Below are 18,289 nucleotides of genomic sequence, written 5' to 3'. Positions count from 1 at the left end.
TTCGCCTATGCTCGAACAGCACTCGCGCGCACTTCGCTCCGATGGCGCGTCGTCCGAACCGCAATGGGAACCGACACATGTCCACCACCACGCCTTCGATCGTTCACCACACCGTCACTGCGAACGGAATTCGACAACATTTCATCGACGCGGGCAGCGGGCCCGTCGTGGTCCTGCTGCACGGGTTTCCGGAAACCAGCTTCGCATGGCGCTTCCAGATTCCCGTCCTGGCACAGCGCTACCGCGTGATCGTGCCCGACCTGCGCGGCTACGGCGAAACCGACAAGCCGGCCACCGGCTATGACAAACGCAACATGGCGCGCGACCTCGTCGCACTGCTCGACACGCTCGGCATCGGCCGCATCGCGCTGGTCGGGCACGATCGCGGCGCACGCGTCGCGACACGCTTCGCGAAGGACTTCCCCGAGCGCCTCGAGCGCCTCGTCGTGATGGACAACGTGCCGACTCGCATCGTCGCGCAGAACATGACGGCCCAGACGGCACGCGCGTACTGGTTCTTCCTGTTCCATCAGGTAGCGGACCTGCCCGAAGCACTGATCGCGGGCAAGGAAGCCGAGTGGCTAAGCCACTTCTTCTCCGACTGGTGCTACAACCCGCACGCCATTTCCGGCGAAGCGTTCGACACGTATGTCCGGGCCTATCGTCGTCCCGGCGCCGTACGCGGCGCACTCTCCGACTACCGCGCGAACGCGGAAGACGTCAAACAGGATCTCGCCGACGCCGATGTGAAGATCGCATGCCCAACCATGGCGATCTGGGGTGAGGATTTCTACGCGGTCGGCAAGATGTTCGACATGAAATCCGTCTGGGAAAGCATGGCGACACATCTTCGTGCCGAGCCCATCGCGCAATGCGGCCACCTTCCGCAGGAAGAACAGCCGGAACGCGTCAACACGCTGCTGCTCGATTTCCTGAAGAGCTGGGAAGGTTGAATCCGCAGCGCTCCGGCATCGCGGATGCCGGAAATTGAACGCCACGACGCGCGCGATCGCTGGCCAACAGGAGCACATCATGAATAACGTATCGAGGCCGCGAGCGCTCATAATCGGCGGATCGGTGGGCGGCCTCTTCACGGCGACTGCACTGCGCGCGGCGGGATGGCGCGTCAGCGTGTTCGAACAGTCGCCAAGCGAGCTCGACAGCCGCGGCGGTGGCATCGTCCTGCAACCGCCGATCGTCCGCGCGTTCGCATTCGGCGGGGTACCGGTGCCGCGCGATACCGGCGTGGATTCGATCGACCGGATCTATCTCGACGCGAGCGACCGGATCGTGCAGCACCAGCACATGCCGCAAACCCAGACTGCATGGAATGTGATCTACACCGCGCTGAAGCGCGCACTGCCAGTGGACGTCGTCCACACAGGCGAGGCGTTCGAGCGGCTCGATTCCGATGGCGCTCGCGTGACCGCGCATTTCGCGAGCGGGCGGGTAGAGCACGGCGATCTGCTCGTCGGCGCGGATGGCGGGCGCTCTGGCGTGCGCGCGCAACTGCTACCCGATACGCATCCCACCTATGCGGGTTATGTCGCGTGGCGCGGGCTCGTCGACGAGCACGACCTGCCCGATCAGGTGCTTCGCGTGCTGCATAACCGCTTTACGTTTCAGCAGGGTGACGCACATCTGTTCCTGACCTACCTGGTACCTGGCCGCGACGGCACCGTCGAGCCCGGCAAACGACGCGTGAACTGGGTGTGGTACCGGCGTCACTCGCACGACAAGCTGCCTGAACTGTTTCTTTCCCGGGACGGCACACAGCGAGACGGATCGCTGCCTCCCGGTGCGATGCGCGACGACAATCGATCGGAACTCGTCGACGCGAGCCGCAACCTGCTCGCGCCGACGCTCGCCGCACTCGTCGACGCGACGCACGCGCCGTTCGCACAGGCGATTCAGGATCTTGTCGTCGAGCGAATGGTGTTCGGCCGCACGGTACTGCTTGGCGACGCGGCTTGCCTCGTTCGTCCGCATACCGCCGCCGGCGTAGCAAAGGCGGCCGACAACGCGGTCGGACTCGCCGAAGCGATGCAGGCTTTCGCGCAAGGCACGGCGTTCGACGCCGCACTGTCGCGTTGGGAACTCGATCAGCAGAAGATCAACGCGTCGCTATCGACGCTCGGTATTTCACTGGGCTCACGCATCATGGGATCCAGGTGACCGCATTGGCAATGCCTTGCACACGCCCAGCCTCGCGCCATCATGCGTTTCAGATAGCTCCGCGTCAGTCGGACGCCCGACATCACATCGACGAGGAGCAAGCCCGCTGGCAATCGCGCGCGATTGACGGGAACCGAAGACGTTGCGGTTCAATGTCGCGAAGCCGCCACTCGCTCCGGCGTAACCTGTCCTGACTTTCCGCCAAATTGCGCAATTGCGTAATTTGCAACCGCGGCAATCTCGACGTCGCTGTATGCAGCGCCGAATGCCGGCATTGCAGTTGCAGGAACATCACCACGGCTATGTGATCCATCAAGCAGCAAACGAACGAGGTTGTCGCCTGCCGGGTCGCTGAGCATGTGGGCGCCAACAAGGCTCGCACGCTCGGATTGCTGTCCGATTCCATCGTATCCGTGACAGCTGGCGCACGCTGCTTCGAATACACGTTTGCCAATGCCATCACCGCCCGGCCCTGGCGTCCAACGCGCTGACTGCGACAGCGATGATGACGTTACCGAAACGGCCGCGGCAGCATCGGCATGCCGAGACGGAACGGTGCGCAGATATGTCACGATATCCTCAATATCACGCCGCGGCAGATGGCCAAGACTCAATTCGACCGCCTCTCGCATACTGCCGGACGCGGCGCCGTGACCCGCGGCATGCCCGTTCGCCAGGTAATCGACGAGATCCGAATTGCTCCATCTACCGATTCCGGTTTCCGCGTCCGGCGTGATGTTCCAGGCTTTCCAACCATCGACGACACCACCCGACAACATCTCCGTGGTCTTCGACGCGAACAGAAAATTCCGTGGCGTGTGGCATTCACCGCAATGGGCGAGACCATTGACGAGATAGTTGCCGCGATTCCACGAAGCGCTGCGCGCAGGATCGGGAGCGAACGTCTTGCCGTCGAAAAAAAGCAGCTTCCAGCCACGCATCAATCGACGTTGGTCGAACGGAAATGCAAGATCGTTCGAGGGTGTCGATGCATGAATCGGTTCGACTGTTGCGAGAAACGCCCGGATCGCCAACACGTCATCGTTGGACAGCTTCGCATATGACGTATACGGGAACGCTGGATAGAGGTCTTCGCCATGCCGCCCCACCCCTTCGCGCAATGCCCGCACGAATTCGTCGTTGCTCCACGCGCCAATACCGTTATCCCGATCAGGCGTGATATTGGGTGCAAAGATCGTACCGAATGGAAGCTTGAAACCGACACCGCCCGCGAACGGCCGACCGCCCGGCACTGTATGACACGCAGCGCAGTCTGCGGCGGTGACAAGGTAACGACCGCGCGCAATCAACGCATCGCCCTGCGGCAGAGCCCCGCTCGACGCGACCACCTTTTCCAGTCGGTGCGGCCAGAAGAATACCGACACCGCTCCAATCAGCAACGCACCACCCACCGCAATTGCGGCTATCCATTTTTTTGCACGGAGCATCATGCGCCCCTCCCGCCAAACGTCGATATCAAAGGCGGACGGTGGCCTTGCCCCTTGACAGCCAATGCCTGCCTGTCGATCGGCAGATCACGCAGGCGCACTCCGGTTGCTGCGAAAATGGCGTTGGCAAGTGCGGGTGCCGCCGAGACCGTGCCGACTTCGCCGAGCCCGCCCGGCGATGCTTCGCTGGACATGACAACTACCTCGAACGGCGGCACTTCGTTGATGCGGATCTGTCGATAATCGTGGAAGTTGCTCTGCTGCACAACGCCCTTCTCTATTGTGATCGCGTTATAAAGTGCAGCTGAGAGCCCGAACAAGACGCCCCCCTGGATCTGCGCCACGACGCTGTCAGGATTGACGGCAATCCCGCAGTCGATCGCCGCCGTAGCGCGGCGCAACCGGATTTCACCCTGCTGATCCACTTCAATTTCGAGAATGAGCGCGGCGTGCGAGCCGAAGCTGTCATGCAGCGAGACACCGCGGCCACAACGCGGCGGCAACGACTTCCCCCAACCGGCAGCCTGTGCGGCACGATCGAGCACGGCCAGCGAGCGAGGGTTTTGACGCAGGAGAGCCCGGCGGTATTCGACCGGATCGCGTTTTGCTGTGTGCGCAAGCTCGTCGATAAAAGATTCGACGACGAATACGTTATGGGTCTCGCCTACCCCCCGCCACCAGTTCAGCGCTACCGGCCCATCCTGCCGCACCCAATCCGAACGCATTGCGGGAATTTCATAGGGCAGGTCTGCTGCGCCGGCCACTGCGTCGTGATCGAGCTGACCCTCCGGCCAGGGTTTGCGATCGTAGTATGTGCGTACGGTCGAGCATCTCGTACGGTGCATCCATGCCACTGGCGAACCGTCGGCCCCAAGCGCCGCCGCGACAGTATCGTGATACGCGGGACGAAAGCGATCGTGCTGGATGTCCTGCTCCCGCGTCCAGATCATTTTCAGCGGGTAGTTCACCTGGCACGCGAACCGCACGGCTTGTTCGATCGTGTCGACCGCCAGCCGGCGTCCAAAGCCTCCACCGATCAGGTGGTTACGCACTATCACTTGGTCAGGCGAAAGGCCGGTAAGCCGGGCAGCAACGATGCGCGCGATCTGAGGCACCTGTGTGCCGACCCAGATGTCGCATCCATCAGGCCGCACATGGACCGTCGTGTTGATCGGCTCGAGCGCCGCGTGCGCCAGGTAGGGCAACGTATAAACGGCGTCGATTCGACGATCGCCGACGTCGCTCAGCCTGCGCTCCGGGTCACCTGTCTGCTTGCCGAGAATGGGTGTACCTCGCGCGTCGCGAAGCCGGCCGGCCAGTTCATCGGACGTCAACGTGGCGTTGGGGCCCGCGTCCCATTCGACCTGCAATTGACTCAACGCGCGACGCGCGAACCAGTAATTTTCACCCACCACGGCAACGGCATCGTCAATGCGCAACACGTCGATCACGCCAGGCATGGCGCGCGCGGCCCGGTCGTCGACACGACGGACCTTGCCGCCAATGGTCGGACACATCGCGAGAGCCGCCACGCGCATGTCCTTGACGTTCACGTCGATGCCGAACGTCGCGGTTCCGTTGATCTTGGCTGGCGTATCCACACGCTGGATCGGCTTGCCGATCAGCCGGAAATGCGAAGATGGCTTTAGCGTGACGTGTGTCGGCATCGGCTGTCGACGAGCAGCCGACGCAACGGCACCGAAAGACAGCGTACGCCCCGTCCGATCGTGTGTGATGATCGCCCGCGCCACCGAACATTCGGTCACAGGAACATGCCACCGCTCGGCGGCGGCACTGACGAGCATCATTCGCGCCGCGGCGCCGGCATTCCGTAGCGGCGTGAAATAGGCACGGACGGACGTCGAGCCGCCCGTGGCCTGCGCCTTCAGGATCGACTGCGTATAGGCTTGAGTATCGGGGGGTGCCATCGCGACCTCTACCTGGTCGAGCCCAACCTCCATCTCCTCGGCCAGCATCATCGCTTCGCCGGTAGCAATACCCTGCCCCATTTCGACACTCGGCACCACGAGTACGATACGCCCGTCCGCACCTATGCGAATAAAGCCGCTCGGGACGAAGCCGTCGAAGCCCGTGCCTGCCGCATCCAAAGCGCCGATCGCGGCAAGATCAGGCTCTTTCATAAACGCGCGCGCGGGCTTTGCGAGTGCAAATCCGACCAGCAACGCGCCGGTGGTCAGGAAGCGACGACGCGCGGTATCCGCTAGCGTCGTCTCATCGACGGGTCCGTACGTTTTCATATAGCGGCCTTGATTGCCGCGCGAATGCGCGGGTACGTACAGCACCGACACAAATTTCCAGCCATTGCTGCATCGATGGCTGCATCGTCGGGATGTGGATTGCGTGCCAGGAGAGCCGTCGCCGACATGATTTGCCCGGACTGGCAGTAACCGCACTGCACCACCTCGAGCTTGAGCCAAGCGGCCTGCACCTGCTTGCCAACATCGGTGTTGCCGATCGCTTCAATCGTCGTGATGGGCCCGTTGACCGCCGACACTGGAAGAAGGCACGAACGCACCGGATTGCCATCCAGATGCACCGTACAGGCCCCGCACTGCCCAATGCCGCAGCCAAATTTCGTGCCGCACAACCCTACGACCTCGCGCAATACCCACAGAAGCGGCATATCGGGGGGGACGCGAAGTTCTGTCCGCTGTCCGTTTATCACGAGCGACGTAGCCGGCCATGGCGAACTTGTCGTCGTGCTCGGTATCGACACTGTCCTTCCCATCGACAATTTTCCTTGTTCAGCTGATCCAATCCATCATGTGCCGGTTCCATTCACAACTTCAAACCGCGCGTTTTCAGGATCGAGGTAGATATGGACGGGATACGAAATTCAATGTGGAATCCCCTGAATTCGCCTGAAACAATCCTTAATCAAAAACCGGAATGCTCAATGCACCGCACACTCGGCTTGCGGCCAATCCATCCGACCATGCGTTCTGGATCGGTTATCGATCCGGGTGTCTCATCAAATCGGTGAGATTCTGCAATCTCACCGGGATCAGTCATTGGGCAATACTCAACTACCGCCTTCGGAAAGCGTCAGCCGGTTATTGACCGATGTCACCCCAGGGACAGCGCTCGTACGTTTTTCCGCGAGTGCGATTTGCGGCTCATCGGCTACCTCGCCGGTCAACGTCACGGCGCCGCCTTTGGCAAATACCACGATGCGCGCCTGATCCAGGGCGTGGTCCTTTGCAATACTCTTCCGCACACGCTTTGCAAGAGCACGATCGGTCGCTCGCGCTTGCTTGCGCGCGGCGGAAACGACAGGATCACCATGCTTTCTGGCAACTGCCGATGAGTTCGGTTTTGCGGGAGAATATGCCTCCGATGCGAGCGCAACGGACGGAGCCCCGATAATGATGGCAGCAAAAAATGATAGAAGTCTTGACTTCATATGGCCCCCTCAAATCTACGGTGAACTTCACAAGGAAAGCTGAGTGATGCGCATTGATCGTATCGTGCTCAATATCACCCGTCCTTAAGAGCGGGCCTGAAATAGTATTAATTTTTAGGATCTAATCGTCACGGCATGACCTCCTGGTCTTGACGACAACGTCATGCCGGCATTTTCCACTTCCAGGTGGGACAGTTTTGTGGTCCAGGGTCGGCTGGCCATTGCCCCGCCCGTCCGAGCCGCTCGCATGCGTGTAGCCCCACCATCGAGTGCAGGTCAGTGCGCTTGCCGAGCAGGCCGCTCGTGCCACCACCCACCTGCCGGTAACGCGTAGCCGAATCACTCGATGCACGCAAGTCAATGTATGCGGTCTCTGCCGTCAGCCGCTAGCACCGCGAGTCCCCGGCGTCAACGATCAACGCGACAGTTCTGTTTCCACGCTTGCTCCGTACCGATATTGCAATCAATGGCTCGCATTGCGCCTATACGATCGCTTCCTGCTACCGCTGCTCGGAAGCGGTTCCGGCTTCGGAGTTGACCGATGCGCTCGAGCAGATTCGCGAGCTGCTGCAGATGCTCGGCGAGAGGTTCCGACGTAAGCCCAATCTGCTTTCGCCGGGATGTAAGGCAGCGCTACAATTCGAGAATCCAATTTGGTCGCTTTATCATGAAGCCGCTGGCAGTCCCCTCACTTGCCAATATCGCGTCACGCCTTCGCCTGAAGCAACTTAAGCTGCTGATCGCGCTGGAAAACCACGGCTCGCTGCACAAGGCGTCGGAAGAGATGGCAATCTCGCAGCCCGGCGCCACCAAGGTGCTGCGCGAGATCGAGGACATCCTCGGCATGCCGCTGTTCGAGCGGCAACCGAAAGGCCTCGTCGCAAACGACCTCGGCCGCTGCGTCACGCGCTACGCGCGCCTCATCTACAGCGACCTCGAACATCTGCATACCGAAGTCCTCGCGCTCACGCAAGGCCACGGCGGCCATCTTGCGGTCGGTGTGATCATGGGTGCAGTGCCGTTGCTCACGCGTGCGCTGACCGACCTGCGCCGCCGCCAGCCGCACCTGTCGGTCGAGATCGTCGAAGGCACCAGCGCGAGCCTGCTCACGCTGATCGACGATGGCCGCATCGATCTTGCGATCTGCCGCAACGGCGGCAGCCGGCGCCCGGAGGCGTACGACTACGTGCCGCTGAACGCCGAGCCGCTGGCGGTCGTGACGGCACGCACGCACGCGTTGGCCGGGCGCTCGGCACTGACGCTGCGCGACCTCACCGAGGCTGAATGGGTCGCGTATCCTGTCAACACGCCGATGCGACTCGCGCTCGAACGCGCGCTGGCCGATGCGGGTATCGACGTGCCGCGCTATCCGATCGAAACGGCGTCGACGTTCGCGACGCTCACGCTGCTGCAGGCGAACCCGGAACTGGTGGCCGTGATCCCGCGTGAGGTCGCCGAGTTCGGCGAGCGGTTTGGCCTCGTTGCCTGCCTGCCCGTCGCGATTCCGGCGCTCGACGAGCCGTACGGCGTCGTCGCACGTACCTTCGCGCACCTGTCGCCAGGTGCGCGCCTGCTCGTCGAAACGCTACAGGGTTCCCCGCTTACTTGATCGGCGAGAACGCGGCCGGACGCAGCAACTTCGATTCCATCTTCTCGAGCATCGGGAATGCCTTCGGCACGAATTTCTCGAGCCAGTCCGGATCCTCGTACAGCGCGGTGCGGCGCTTGATGCGATCGTCCAGGCTTTCGTACGCCCAGATATGGACGACCTGGTTCAGTTCGCCGATTTCCGTGTACCACCAGCCGACAAGCGTCGCATAGCGGGAGATCACCGGCAGGCCTTCCTTCTCGAAGTGCCGCAGGTATTCGTTCATCTTGCCGATCTGGACCGTGTAGGTCCGCATTTCGTAATACATGACTGCTCCTGGTTGAATCGAATCGGGTAATCGGTACTTGCGCGCGATCAAAGTTCGCCGGCGTACGCGGCGCGGATGATGCCTTCGACGTCGCGCGCAGTGGTCAGGCGCGGGTTGACGAGCACGTTGCCGCTGCGCATCGAGTCGGTCACCATCTGCGGCAGGTGTGCGAGGTCGACGCCGAGTTCGCGGATGTTCGACGGAATCTCGAGCGCGCGATTGAGTTCGACGATCTGCTCGACCAGCGCACGCGCGGCCGTTTCCGCATCGCCGTGGGTCACGTCGCCGCCGAGTGCCTGGGCGATATCGCGGTACAGCTCCGGGCATGCGGGCCGGTTGAAGTCGATCACGTACGGCAGCAGCGCCGCGTTCGCGATGCCGTGCGCGATGTTGAACACGCCGCCCATCGTGTGCGAGATCGCATGCACGTTGCCGAGCTTCGACTGCGAAAACGCGACGCCGGCCAGGAACGAGCCGAGCAGCATGTCCTCGCGTGCCGCAAGATCGGAGCCGACGTAGAACGCGTTGCACAGGCTGCGCCCGATCAGGCGGATCGCGCCCAGCGCGAGCGACTGGCTCACCGGGTTCGCCTGCTTCGACACGTACGACTCGATCGCATGCGTGAGCGCATCCATGCCGGTGGCCGCGGTGATCGCGGCCGGCAGCTTCAGCGTGAGTTCCGCATCGAGGATCGCGAGCTTCGGGAACAGCTTGTGGCTGACGATCACGGTCTTGAACAGCGTTTCCTTGTTCGTGAACACCGTCGATGCCGTGCATTCGCTGCCGGTGCCCGACGTGGTCGGAATCGCGAAGATCGGCAGCGGTTCGTCCGGAATCTTGTTGTAGCCCTCGTAATCGAGAATCGTGCCGCCGTTGGTGGCCATCGCGGCCACGCCCTTCGCGGTATCGATGCTGCTGCCGCCGCCGACGCCGATCACGGCGGTGCAGCGGTGTTCCTTCAGGAACGTCAGCGCGCTGTCGAGCACGGCCGTGCTCGGGTTCGCCTCGACGCCCGAAAAGATCTCGTATGCAACGTCCGCGTCGCGCAGCGATGCGAAAAACCCTTCGAGCACGCCGCTCTTGATCAGGCCTTCGTCGGTCACGACCAGCAGCTTGCCGCTGAACAGCGGCTTCAGCAGTTCGCCGGCCTGGCGCGCGAGGCCGTTGCCGAATTTCAGCGTGGTGGGAAAGAAATATTGGAATGGGTTCATGATGCTTTCTCCGTGTGAAGTCTCCGCACCAAACACTACAAGCGGCCGATCGCCGCCGGTAATGAAAAAACCGGATCGCCCGATAACGCCCGCTTATTCCCCGCGCACGCCGCGCCGTTTGGTTATCACGCGATCACGAAGCGTCATTAGGCAAGACGCGGCCGTACCCCTACAGTCGCTGCACGGGACGATGCCATCGCCCCGCAACCATAACGACGGAGACACGCATGCCCCCCTCGAATTCCCCCGCCGTCCCGACGGCATCGCCGGCCTCGCTCGACGCGGCGGCACGGCCGACCAGCGTCCGCTGGCGCATCTTCCTGCTCATGCTGCTGCTGGTCGCGATCAACTACATCGATCGCGCGTCACTGTCGGTCGCGATGCCGCTGATCGCGCCGGAATTCAACATGTCGCCGGCACTCGAAGGCCTAATGCTGAGCGCGTTCTTCTGGTCGTATGCGCTGATGCAGATTCCGGTCGGCGTGATGCTCGACCGCTATCACACGCGCGGCATCATCGCGACCGCGACGCTCGCGTGGGGCGCGTTCCAGGCGCTCGGCGCCGCGTCGCACAGCTGGATTCTGCTGATGCTCACGCGCATGGGCCTCGGCTTCGCCGAATCGCCGGTGTTCCCGGCCGGCGCGAAGCTGATCGGCTCGTGGCTGACGCCGCATGAACGCGGCCGCGGCGCAGTGCTTGTCGACGGCGGCGCGCCGCTCGGCAGCGCGCTCGGCGCAATCCTGATCTCCGGGCTGATCGCGTGGTTCGGGTCGTGGCGCATCGCGTTCGTGATCGCGGGTGTCGGCACGATGCTAGTGGGCGTGCTGGTGTGGCGCTACATCCGCAATCATCCGTCCGAGCACCCGGGCGTGAATGCGGCCGAGCTCGAACACATCACGCGCGAGCACTCGCCGGCGAAAGCTTCGGGCGAACGCGTGCCGCTGCGCGAACTCGTGAAGGACCGCTCGGTGCTCGCGATGTTCGCCGGCTACAGCTGCATCCTCGCGGTGTTCTACGGGCTGCTGACGTGGATGCCAAGCTACCTGCACAAGACCTACGGCTTCAACATCGCGACGACGGGCGGCGCGACCTTCGTCATCTTCATGTCGGGCTTCGTCGGCGAACTGATCGGCGGCACCATCGGCGATCGCTGGAAAGCGTCTGGGGCATCGCCGAACCTCGTGATGCGCACAATGTTCGGCGGCTCGTCACTGATCGCGGCCGCGTGTATCCTCGCGGCGGCCTATATCGCCAACGCCAACGCAGTCGTGCTGCTGCTGAGTATCGCGATGTTCTTCATCCGCTTCTGCGGAATGTACTGGAGCCTGCCGGCAATCGTCGGCGGCCCGGAGCGCGCCGGCGTGCTCGGCGGCACGATGAACTTCTGCGGCAGCATGGTCGGCGTCGTGGTACCGATCTTGATCGGCCTGATCGTCCAGTGGTCGGGATCGTACTTCCTCGCGCTGCTGTTCTTCGTCGCGATGGCCGTACTGATCGCGGTGTTCTCCAGCATGATCGACTACCGGCCGCGCACGCACGGCTGACCGCCCACGCGACCGACCCTCCCCTTCACCGGCACGACGAGGCCCGCGCAAGCGGGCCTTGTTGCATCGTCAGCGGTTTTCAGCGGCTCAACGATCGATCGACAGCGGCGCATCGGCCACGTCGAGCGGCCGTGCGCGAAGATCCCGCTCATTTCGCCGTAGTCGCGCGTCGATGTCGGGGAAGAGGAACATGTCCGCGAAAACGCGGGGCACCGTTGCTTCACGGCGCCCCGCTTGCTTACTGCGCGAGCCTTAGTTCGCGAGCGTCATCGTCCCGTCGAGCAGGCGATTGATCGCCCACGGATTGCTCGTTCGCAATGCTTCGGGCAGCAGCGCATCCGGCATGTCTTGATAGCTGACCGGCCGCAGGAATCGGCGGATCGCGAGACTGCCGACCGACGTCGAGCGCCCGTCCGCGGTGGACGGAAACGGGCCGCCGTGCACCATCGCATGCGCTACCTCGACGCCTGTACCGAAACCGTTGACCAGCACGCGGCCCGCGCGCCGCTCCAGCGCCGGCAGGAACAGGCGCACGTCCGCGTAATCGGCTTCGTCGATATGGATCGCCGTCGTCAGTTGCCCTTCCAGCGACTCGACCAGCGCGAGCATCGTCTTCAGGTCGGGACACCGGACGATCAACGACGCTGCGCCGAAAATCTCCTCGTGCAGTGCCTTCGATTCGCGAAACGCGTCGGCGCTCGTCGAAAACAGCGCGCCCTGCCCCTGGTTCGCACCGGTCGGCGCATTGGCACGTGCGACGGTCCGCACCTGCGGATGCTGCGCGAACGCAGTCACCGCGCGCTCGAATGCCTGATGAATGCCCGGCGTGAGCATCGTCGCAGCAGGTGCCTGCGCGAGCCGCTCGGCCGCCGCCGCGATGAAGCGATCGAGCGCCGGCCCTTCCACTGCGAAGATCAGCCCCGGGTTCGTGCAGAACTGCCCGGCGCCGAGCGTCAGCGACTGCACGAACGCGTGCGCGATCGCATCGCCGCGCCGTTCCAGCGCATGCGGGAACAGCAGTACCGGATTGAGGCTGCTCATCTCCGCATAGACGGGGATCGGTTCGGGCCGCGCATTGGCGATCGCGATCAGCTCGGTTCCCGCATGGCGCGAGCCGGTGAAACCGACTGCCTTGACGCGGCGGTCGCGCACGAGGCCCTGGCCGATTTCGCGGCCGCTGCCGAACAGCAGCGAGAACGTGCCTTCGGGCATCCCGCAGTCCTTCACGGCCTGCTGCACGGCCATCCCGACGAGTTCCGACGTGCCGGGGTGCGCCGAGTGCGCCTTCACGATCACCGGGCAGCCGGCCGCGAGCGCCGATGCCGTATCGCCGCCCGCGACCGAGAACGCGAGCGGGAAGTTGCTCGCGCCGAATACCGCGACGGGCCCGATGCCGATATGGCGCAGGCGCAGATCGGGGCGCGGCGCAGGCTGGCGCTCCGGTTGCGCCGGATCGATGCGAGCCTCGACGTAGTCACCCGCGCGCACCACGCCGGCGAACATGCGCAACTGGCCGACCGTGCGCCCGCGTTCACCTTCGACGCGCGCACGCGGCAGGCCCGATTCGGCAACGCAGCGCTCGACGAGCGCATCGCCGAGCGCGAGGATGTTCGCCGCAATCGCTTCGAGAAACCGCGCGCGCGCTTCGGGCGAGGTTTCTCGATATGCGTCGAAGGCCGCCCAGGCCAGCGCGCACGCTTCATCGAGATCGACGACGGTCGCACCGCCGAAAGCCGGCTCCATGCGTTCACCGCTCGCCGCGTCGATCGCGTACGTGACGCCGTGAGTGCCGCGTCGTGCGTGCTGACCGATCAGCAAGTTGCCTGCGATATTCATTTCCGTTTCCTGTGTGGGTCAATCGACTGCACACGCAATATTCCGGCATGCGTATGAATGCGTTGGCGTCGATGCCCATGCGGCGTCGACGCGAGTGACCACGATGGTTTCAAAACCGCCCGGTCCGCGTCAACACTTCGCGCATGACAGATTTTTATAACGCTATGAGTCGCTCTCAATACCGGATGCGCGGCGCGCTCTTCATACTGGCCCTGCGTCGCGCCATACCCGGCGCGCCCGTCCGACGTCGAATGCCCGAAGGACAAACCGTCCCGGGCTCGCGTCGACCATAACGATGGAGACGAACATGTGTGTGCAGAAACCGGCCGACGGCCCGGACGTCAAGCGCCTGCTCGACGGCCTGCCGACCAACTGGGGCAAGTGGGGGCCCGACGATGAAGTCGGCGCGTTGAACTATCTGCAGGCCGAGCAGGTGATGCGCGGCATCGGCGCCGTGCGCCAGGGCCGGACCTTCACGCTGCAGGTGGATATCGGCCATGCAAAAGGCGAACCGCTGTTTCCTGGGCGGCGCCCGTCGATGCGGATGAACGTGCTCGACAAGGGCCACTTTCTCGCGGGCAAGGCGCACTTCGACGGCAACGTCGAATACGCGGACGACGTGATCTTCATGCACGTGCAGGGCTCGACGCAGTGCGATGCGCTCGGCCACGTGTGGTACGACGACACGCTGTGGAACGGCTATGACGCGCTGAGCACGGTCGGCGGCCTCGATCGTGCGAGCATCCTGCCGATCGCCAAGCGCGGCATCGTCGGCCGCGCGGTGCTGATCGACATCGCGCGACATCGCGACAAGCGCGTGCTCGACAAGGGCGAGACGTTCGATCACCACGATCTGCTCGATGCGGCGCGCGCGCAGAACGTGACGATCGAGCCGCGCGACATCCTGATGATCCGCACCGGCTGGATCGGGTCGTTCTACGAGCGCGACGAGGCCGAGTTCTATCGCGACTACATCGAGCCGGGCCTCACGTTCAGCCGCGAGCTCGTCGAATGGTTCCGCGAGATGGAGATCCCGAACCTCGTCACCGACACGATGGGCAACGAAGTCACGGTCGATCCCGCATCGGGCGTGATGATCCCGCTGCACAACGCGTTGATGCGCAACCTCGGTGTCGTGTTCACCGAGGTCGTGCTGCTCGACGCGCTCGCGGAAGATTGCGCGCGCGACGGCCAGTGGCAATTCCTGTACACGGCCGCGCCGCTGAAAATCGTCGGCGGCACCGGTGCGCCGGTCAATCCGCTCGTGATCAAGTAACGCGAGCAAGGCCATGCCCGGGCGCGTCGCGCGGCCCGGGCATTCGACTGCAGCCGCTCAGGCCGTCAGAAGGTTCCCGGATACGCGCCGCCGTCGAGCAACACGTTCTGCCCCGTCAGATAGGCCGCATGCGCGCTGCACAGGAATGCACACGCTGCGCCGAACTCGTCGGCCGTGCCGAAACGCCCGGCCGGCACGTTCCGGCGCTTCGCTTCACGCGTCGCTTCGTAGTCCGTCCCTTCTGCTTGCGCCGATGCTTCGGTCGCCTTCTTCAGACGGTCGGTGTCGAACAGCCCCGGCAGCAAATTGTTGATCGTCACGTTGCGCGCCGCGATGCGCTTCTGCCGCGCGATACCCGCGACGAAGCCAGTCAGGCCCGTACGCGCGCCGTTCGACAGGCCGAGCACGTCGATCGGCGCTTTCACGGCGCTCGACGTGATGTTGACGATGCGCCCGAAACCACGCTCGGTCATCCCGTCGACGGTCGCCTTGATCAGCTCGATCGCCGTCAGCATGTTCGCGTCGATCGCGGCGATCCAGTCGTCGCGCGTCCACTCGCGGAAATCGCCCGGCGGCGGGCCGCCCGCGTTGTTCACGAGGATGTCGATGTGCGGCGCGGCCGCGAGCGCCGCCGCACGGCCCGCGCCGGTCGTGATGTCACCGGCCGCCGCCGCCACCGTGACGGCCGGATTGAGTGCGCGCAATTCGCGTGCGGTCGCCTCCAGTGCTTCGCTGCCGCGCGCGGTGATCACGACGTTCACGCCCTCGGCGACGAGCGCCTGCGCGCAACCCTTGCCCAGTCCCTTGCTGGCCGCGCAGACCAGCGCCCAGCGGCCTTCGATGTTCAGATCCATTCTGCTTCGCTCCAGGCATCCGGTGCGTGCCGTTCCGGCGCGACCGCAATCGACACGACAATAAGTTCAAGTTATAGTGCGTGCGACCCGCTCCGCCGCGCTCCGGCGACACATCGGGTCACACTCCCGAAAATGTGCGTAAAACAAGGTTCGACGCGCCAGCATAAAGAGACGCGCCCGTCGCGGCAATTGACCGGATGTGATACCGGTATAACTTTTTGTCATTCCCATGACGCCACCGCTTCATTCGATCATTTCGCGTCTTCACCTGAAACAGTTGCGCCTGTTGATCGCGCTCGCCGACCAGGGCTCGCTGCTGAAGGCCGCGCAACAGGTTGCACTCACGCAGCCGGGCGCGAGCAAGGCGCTGCAGGAGATCGAGACGACCTTCGGCACGCCGCTGTTCAATCGCACCAATCGTGGGCTCGAACCAACCGAGGTCGGCGATTGCGTGATCCGCTACGCCCGGCTGATTCACACCGATCTCGCGCATCTGCGCGAGGAAATCGTCGGCATCCTGCGCGGGCATGGCGGTCGCGTGAGCGTTGGCGTGATCATGGGCGCGGTGCCGCGGCTGACCGACGCGATCTCGACGCTCGTTGCGCGCCATCCGGAAATGTCCGTCGAGATCGTCGAGGACACCAGCGAGGCACTGCTGAGCGAGATCGACGCGGGTCGGCTCGACCTCGCGATCTGCCGCACGACCATCAGCCGCACGCCACAGCTCTACGACAGCGTGAAGCTGCAGGACGAGACGCTTGCCGTGGTCGCGAACGTGCGTCATCCGCTGAAGGCCGCGAAGAAGCTCGCGCTGCGCGACCTCGCCGAGTACCGATGGGTCGTGTATCGCGCGAACATGCCGATGCGTCTGCTGCTCGAACGCGAATTCCTCGAAGCCGGCATCCGCTTTCCGCCGCATCTGCTCGAAACGACGTCGGCGTTCGCGACGCTCGCGCTGCTGCAAGGCAATCCGTCGTTCGTCGCGCTCGTGTCGATCGATGTCGCCGAGTTCTTCGCGCGGCACGACATGACACGCATCCTGCCGCTCCGGATCGGTTCGCGCAGCGAGCCTTACGAGCTCGTCACGCGCAAGGGCGCGCCGATCTCGCCCGGCGCGCGGCAACTGATCGACGAACTGCATGCCGACGGCGGCCGCGCGCCGGACGCAACGGTATAAGCCGGGCGGACACGCCAACGCCTTCGCGGCAGGCCGAAACCCGCGGCGAATCCGCAGCGGGAGCCGGACAACCCGGCTCCGTCACACACGATGCGAAGCGCTGCCATCAGACCGCCGCGAACCGCTTCGCCAGTTCCGCGAGGCCGTCTTGGTAGATCCCGCGGAACAGCTGCACGGTATCGTCGTCGGTCGCGCCGTGCGGCGTGAACGTGCCCGACCACTCGACCTTCGACCCGTTCGGGCCGTTCGGGCCGTTCGGGCCGTTCGGGCCGTTCGGGTCGTTCGGGTCGTTCGGGTCGTTCGCGCGCACGCGCAGCGTGGAGCGATAGTCAACATGAAATCCCGAGGGCGATACGCGCCTCGGGATTTCCCTTCAGTCACAGGCCAGCTCGCTCGCGATAACGCGGCCGTACTTGCGAGTCCCTCTTCCGGAGGCAAGAAAACCACTCAATCGGCAGGAGGCAGGTTCGCGGAAAGGTCGGGAAAGCGAAGTTCACCTTCGTAGGTCTCGGCACCGGCCGCGAGTATCGCTTTCACGCGCGCCTGTATCGCTTCATTGGCGACGCAAAGATCGGCCTCGTGCGCCTCCACCAACAAGCCTTCGGAGAAAGAGACGTCTGACCCCATGTCCACGGACCTTTTCAGGTGGGCGATCGTGGTGGGCGGAAAGGTCGCGATGCGGCGTGCGAGTTTGTCCACGAACGGACCCAGTTCCTTGGCCGGCAGCGCGCGATTGATATAGCCGTAATGGTCGGCCAGTTCCGCCGAGAAATCCTCTCCGGCCAGCAGCACCTCGAGGGCGCGGGCGCGCCCCATCCGCCTCGGCAGGCGCTGCGTGTTGCCACCACCCGGAACAAGCCCGCAAACAACCTCCGGTTGGCCGAACACGGCTTCGCCGATCGCGGCGAAACACATGTCCGCGGCCAGCGCGATCTCGCAGCCACCGCCGCGAGCGATGCCTTCGACCTTGGCGATCACTGCCTTGGGCATGTTGCGCAGGCGCTCGCCGAGCATCTGTGTCAGGCGGAACGTGCGTGTGTTCGAAGTCGTTTTCGGCGCGGAGCCGACACGATGCAGGCCCGAGTGCGCAATGAAGAACTTCGGCACGGCGCTCTGCAGCACAACGACACGTACGTTCGCATCCTGTTCAAGTTGTCGGGTCAGCGAATCGAACTCCTCCGACAACACCTCGTCGAGCAGGTTGAGCGGCGGGTAGTTCAACGTCACCGTGGCAACCCCGCTGTCCTGGGCGACCCGGATATGCTTGTAATCGGCATAGTTCGCGCCGCCGCCCTGCGGTGGCGCGGACTTTCCGGGCGCAGCCACCCCATCCTCCGACGCGAGCAACACGCCTGGCGCAAATGTTGCGGCACCGATTGACTGGACGAACGAACGTCTCGAGAAGGTCGACATGGCAGGCTCCTTGGT

16 protein-coding genes are annotated in these 18,289 nt (G+C 63.9%); 6 read left to right on the top strand and 10 right to left on the bottom strand.

Annotated elements, in window-relative coordinates; translation table 11 throughout:
• Nucleotides 1–77 precede the first annotated feature (77 nt).
• Nucleotides 78–953, top strand: coding sequence for an alpha/beta fold hydrolase (locus tag AC1Z3W_RS05375; protein WP_057924152.1), 876 nt, complete (start codon nt 78–80; stop codon nt 951–953).
• A gap of 79 nt (nt 954–1,032) precedes the next feature.
• Entirely contained in the window at nt 1,033–2,175 is a 1,143-nt protein-coding gene (locus AC1Z3W_RS05370) for an FAD binding domain-containing protein (protein WP_483507164.1), read from the top strand.
• 149 nt (nt 2,176–2,324) lie between these two features.
• Here AC1Z3W_RS05370 and AC1Z3W_RS05365 read toward each other — a convergent pair whose 3' ends face one another.
• The 4 genes from AC1Z3W_RS05365 to AC1Z3W_RS05350 form a co-directional block, all read right to left on the bottom strand.
• Nucleotides 2,325–3,626 (bottom strand): c-type cytochrome, encoded by a 1,302-nt coding sequence (locus AC1Z3W_RS05365; protein ID WP_483507163.1) that lies wholly within the window; start codon nt 3,624–3,626, stop codon nt 2,325–2,327.
• Nucleotides 3,623–5,926, bottom strand: a complete 2,304-nt coding sequence (locus AC1Z3W_RS05360) for a xanthine dehydrogenase family protein molybdopterin-binding subunit (RefSeq protein ID WP_483507162.1) — start codon at nt 5,924–5,926, stop codon at nt 3,623–3,625. Before AC1Z3W_RS05360 ends, AC1Z3W_RS05365 begins: the two co-directional genes overlap by 4 nt.
• Complete coding sequence (locus tag AC1Z3W_RS05355) at nt 5,878–6,372, bottom strand: (2Fe-2S)-binding protein (protein ID WP_483507161.1); 495 nt, start codon at nt 6,370–6,372, stop codon at nt 5,878–5,880. Before AC1Z3W_RS05355 ends, AC1Z3W_RS05360 begins: the two co-directional genes overlap by 49 nt.
• A gap of 294 nt (nt 6,373–6,666) precedes the next feature.
• Nucleotides 6,667–7,047: a BON domain-containing protein gene (locus tag AC1Z3W_RS05350; RefSeq protein ID WP_082664541.1), complete on the bottom strand. Its 381-nt coding sequence runs from the start codon at nt 7,045–7,047 to the stop codon at nt 6,667–6,669.
• Nucleotides 7,048–7,714: 667 nt separating this feature from the next.
• On the opposite strand from AC1Z3W_RS05350, the gene AC1Z3W_RS05345 reads away from it, so the two are divergent.
• Nucleotides 7,715–8,656 (top strand): LysR family transcriptional regulator, encoded by a 942-nt coding sequence (locus tag AC1Z3W_RS05345; protein ID WP_057923988.1) that lies wholly within the window; start codon nt 7,715–7,717, stop codon nt 8,654–8,656.
• Here the strand turns inward: AC1Z3W_RS05345 and AC1Z3W_RS05340 are convergent.
• Both AC1Z3W_RS05340 and AC1Z3W_RS05335 read right to left on the bottom strand, forming a co-directional pair.
• Nucleotides 8,649–8,963, bottom strand: coding sequence for an NIPSNAP family protein (locus AC1Z3W_RS05340; protein WP_057923989.1), 315 nt, complete (start codon nt 8,961–8,963; stop codon nt 8,649–8,651). The two genes, AC1Z3W_RS05345 and AC1Z3W_RS05340, sit on opposite strands and share 8 nt — an antisense overlap.
• Before the next feature lie 47 nt (nt 8,964–9,010).
• Nucleotides 9,011–10,174, bottom strand: coding sequence for an iron-containing alcohol dehydrogenase (locus tag AC1Z3W_RS05335; protein WP_057923990.1), 1,164 nt, complete (start codon nt 10,172–10,174; stop codon nt 9,011–9,013).
• Nucleotides 10,175–10,401: 227 nt separating this feature from the next.
• On the opposite strand from AC1Z3W_RS05335, the gene AC1Z3W_RS05330 reads away from it, so the two are divergent.
• Entirely contained in the window at nt 10,402–11,718 is a 1,317-nt protein-coding gene (locus AC1Z3W_RS05330) for an MFS transporter (RefSeq protein WP_057923991.1), read from the top strand.
• A gap of 252 nt (nt 11,719–11,970) precedes the next feature.
• Here the strand turns inward: AC1Z3W_RS05330 and AC1Z3W_RS05325 are convergent, their stop codons facing one another.
• Entirely contained in the window at nt 11,971–13,554 is a 1,584-nt protein-coding gene (locus AC1Z3W_RS05325) for an aldehyde dehydrogenase (NADP(+)) (protein WP_057923992.1), read from the bottom strand.
• A gap of 307 nt (nt 13,555–13,861) precedes the next feature.
• Between AC1Z3W_RS05325 and AC1Z3W_RS05320 the strand changes: the two genes are divergently transcribed.
• Nucleotides 13,862–14,830 carry a cyclase family protein gene (locus tag AC1Z3W_RS05320; RefSeq protein ID WP_057924154.1) on the top strand — a complete coding sequence of 323 codons (969 nt, stop codon included), beginning with the start codon at nt 13,862–13,864 and terminating at the stop codon, nt 14,828–14,830.
• Nucleotides 14,831–14,895: 65 nt separating this feature from the next.
• Here the strand turns inward: AC1Z3W_RS05320 and AC1Z3W_RS05315 are convergent, their stop codons facing one another.
• Nucleotides 14,896–15,684, bottom strand: a complete 789-nt coding sequence (locus AC1Z3W_RS05315) for an SDR family oxidoreductase (RefSeq protein WP_483507160.1) — start codon at nt 15,682–15,684, stop codon at nt 14,896–14,898.
• Between the two features lie 229 nt (nt 15,685–15,913).
• Here AC1Z3W_RS05315 and AC1Z3W_RS05310 point away from each other — a divergent pair, with 229 nt between their 5' ends.
• Nucleotides 15,914–16,861 (top strand): LysR family transcriptional regulator, encoded by a 948-nt coding sequence (locus tag AC1Z3W_RS05310; RefSeq protein WP_483507159.1) that lies wholly within the window; start codon nt 15,914–15,916, stop codon nt 16,859–16,861.
• A 106-nt stretch (nt 16,862–16,967) separates the two neighbouring features.
• Here AC1Z3W_RS05310 and AC1Z3W_RS05305 read toward each other — a convergent pair whose 3' ends face one another.
• Complete coding sequence (locus tag AC1Z3W_RS05305; RefSeq protein ID WP_483507158.1) at nt 16,968–17,171, bottom strand: hypothetical protein; 204 nt, start codon at nt 17,169–17,171, stop codon at nt 16,968–16,970.
• 137 nt (nt 17,172–17,308) lie between these two features.
• Nucleotides 17,309–18,274, bottom strand: a complete 966-nt coding sequence (locus tag AC1Z3W_RS05300) for an enoyl-CoA hydratase/isomerase family protein (protein WP_057923995.1) — start codon at nt 18,272–18,274, stop codon at nt 17,309–17,311.
• Nucleotides 18,275–18,289: the final 15 nt, after the last annotated feature.

Source organism: Burkholderia sp. 10_S31 (genome assembly GCF_056930375.1).
The sequence above is the reverse complement of the archived record's forward strand: the minus strand, read 5'-3'. Positions and strand labels throughout refer to the sequence as shown.

Bases quoted from the DNA above. Each gene is read 5' to 3' on its own strand.
- AC1Z3W_RS05375 (WP_057924152.1), top strand. From the start codon at position 78: ATGTCCACCACCACGCCTTCGATCGTTCACCACACCGTCACTGCGAAC.
- AC1Z3W_RS05370 (WP_483507164.1), top strand. From the start codon at position 1,033: ATGAATAACGTATCGAGGCCGCGAGCGCTCATAATCGGCGGATCGGTG.
- AC1Z3W_RS05365 (WP_483507163.1), bottom strand. From the start codon at position 3,626: ATGATGCTCCGTGCAAAAAAATGGATAGCCGCAATTGCGGTGGGTGGT.
- AC1Z3W_RS05355 (WP_483507161.1), bottom strand. From the start codon at position 6,372: ATGGGAAGGACAGTGTCGATACCGAGCACGACGACAAGTTCGCCATGG.
- AC1Z3W_RS05350 (WP_082664541.1), bottom strand. From the start codon at position 7,047: ATGAAGTCAAGACTTCTATCATTTTTTGCTGCCATCATTATCGGGGCT.
- AC1Z3W_RS05345 (WP_057923988.1), top strand. From the start codon at position 7,715: ATGAAGCCGCTGGCAGTCCCCTCACTTGCCAATATCGCGTCACGCCTT.
- AC1Z3W_RS05340 (WP_057923989.1), bottom strand. From the start codon at position 8,963: ATGTATTACGAAATGCGGACCTACACGGTCCAGATCGGCAAGATGAAC.
- AC1Z3W_RS05335 (WP_057923990.1), bottom strand. From the start codon at position 10,174: ATGAACCCATTCCAATATTTCTTTCCCACCACGCTGAAATTCGGCAAC.
- AC1Z3W_RS05330 (WP_057923991.1), top strand. From the start codon at position 10,402: ATGCCCCCCTCGAATTCCCCCGCCGTCCCGACGGCATCGCCGGCCTCG.
- AC1Z3W_RS05325 (WP_057923992.1), bottom strand. From the start codon at position 13,554: ATGAATATCGCAGGCAACTTGCTGATCGGTCAGCACGCACGACGCGGC.
- AC1Z3W_RS05320 (WP_057924154.1), top strand. From the start codon at position 13,862: ATGTGTGTGCAGAAACCGGCCGACGGCCCGGACGTCAAGCGCCTGCTC.
- AC1Z3W_RS05315 (WP_483507160.1), bottom strand. From the start codon at position 15,684: ATGGATCTGAACATCGAAGGCCGCTGGGCGCTGGTCTGCGCGGCCAGC.
- AC1Z3W_RS05310 (WP_483507159.1), top strand. From the start codon at position 15,914: ATGACGCCACCGCTTCATTCGATCATTTCGCGTCTTCACCTGAAACAG.
- AC1Z3W_RS05300 (WP_057923995.1), bottom strand. From the start codon at position 18,274: ATGTCGACCTTCTCGAGACGTTCGTTCGTCCAGTCAATCGGTGCCGCA.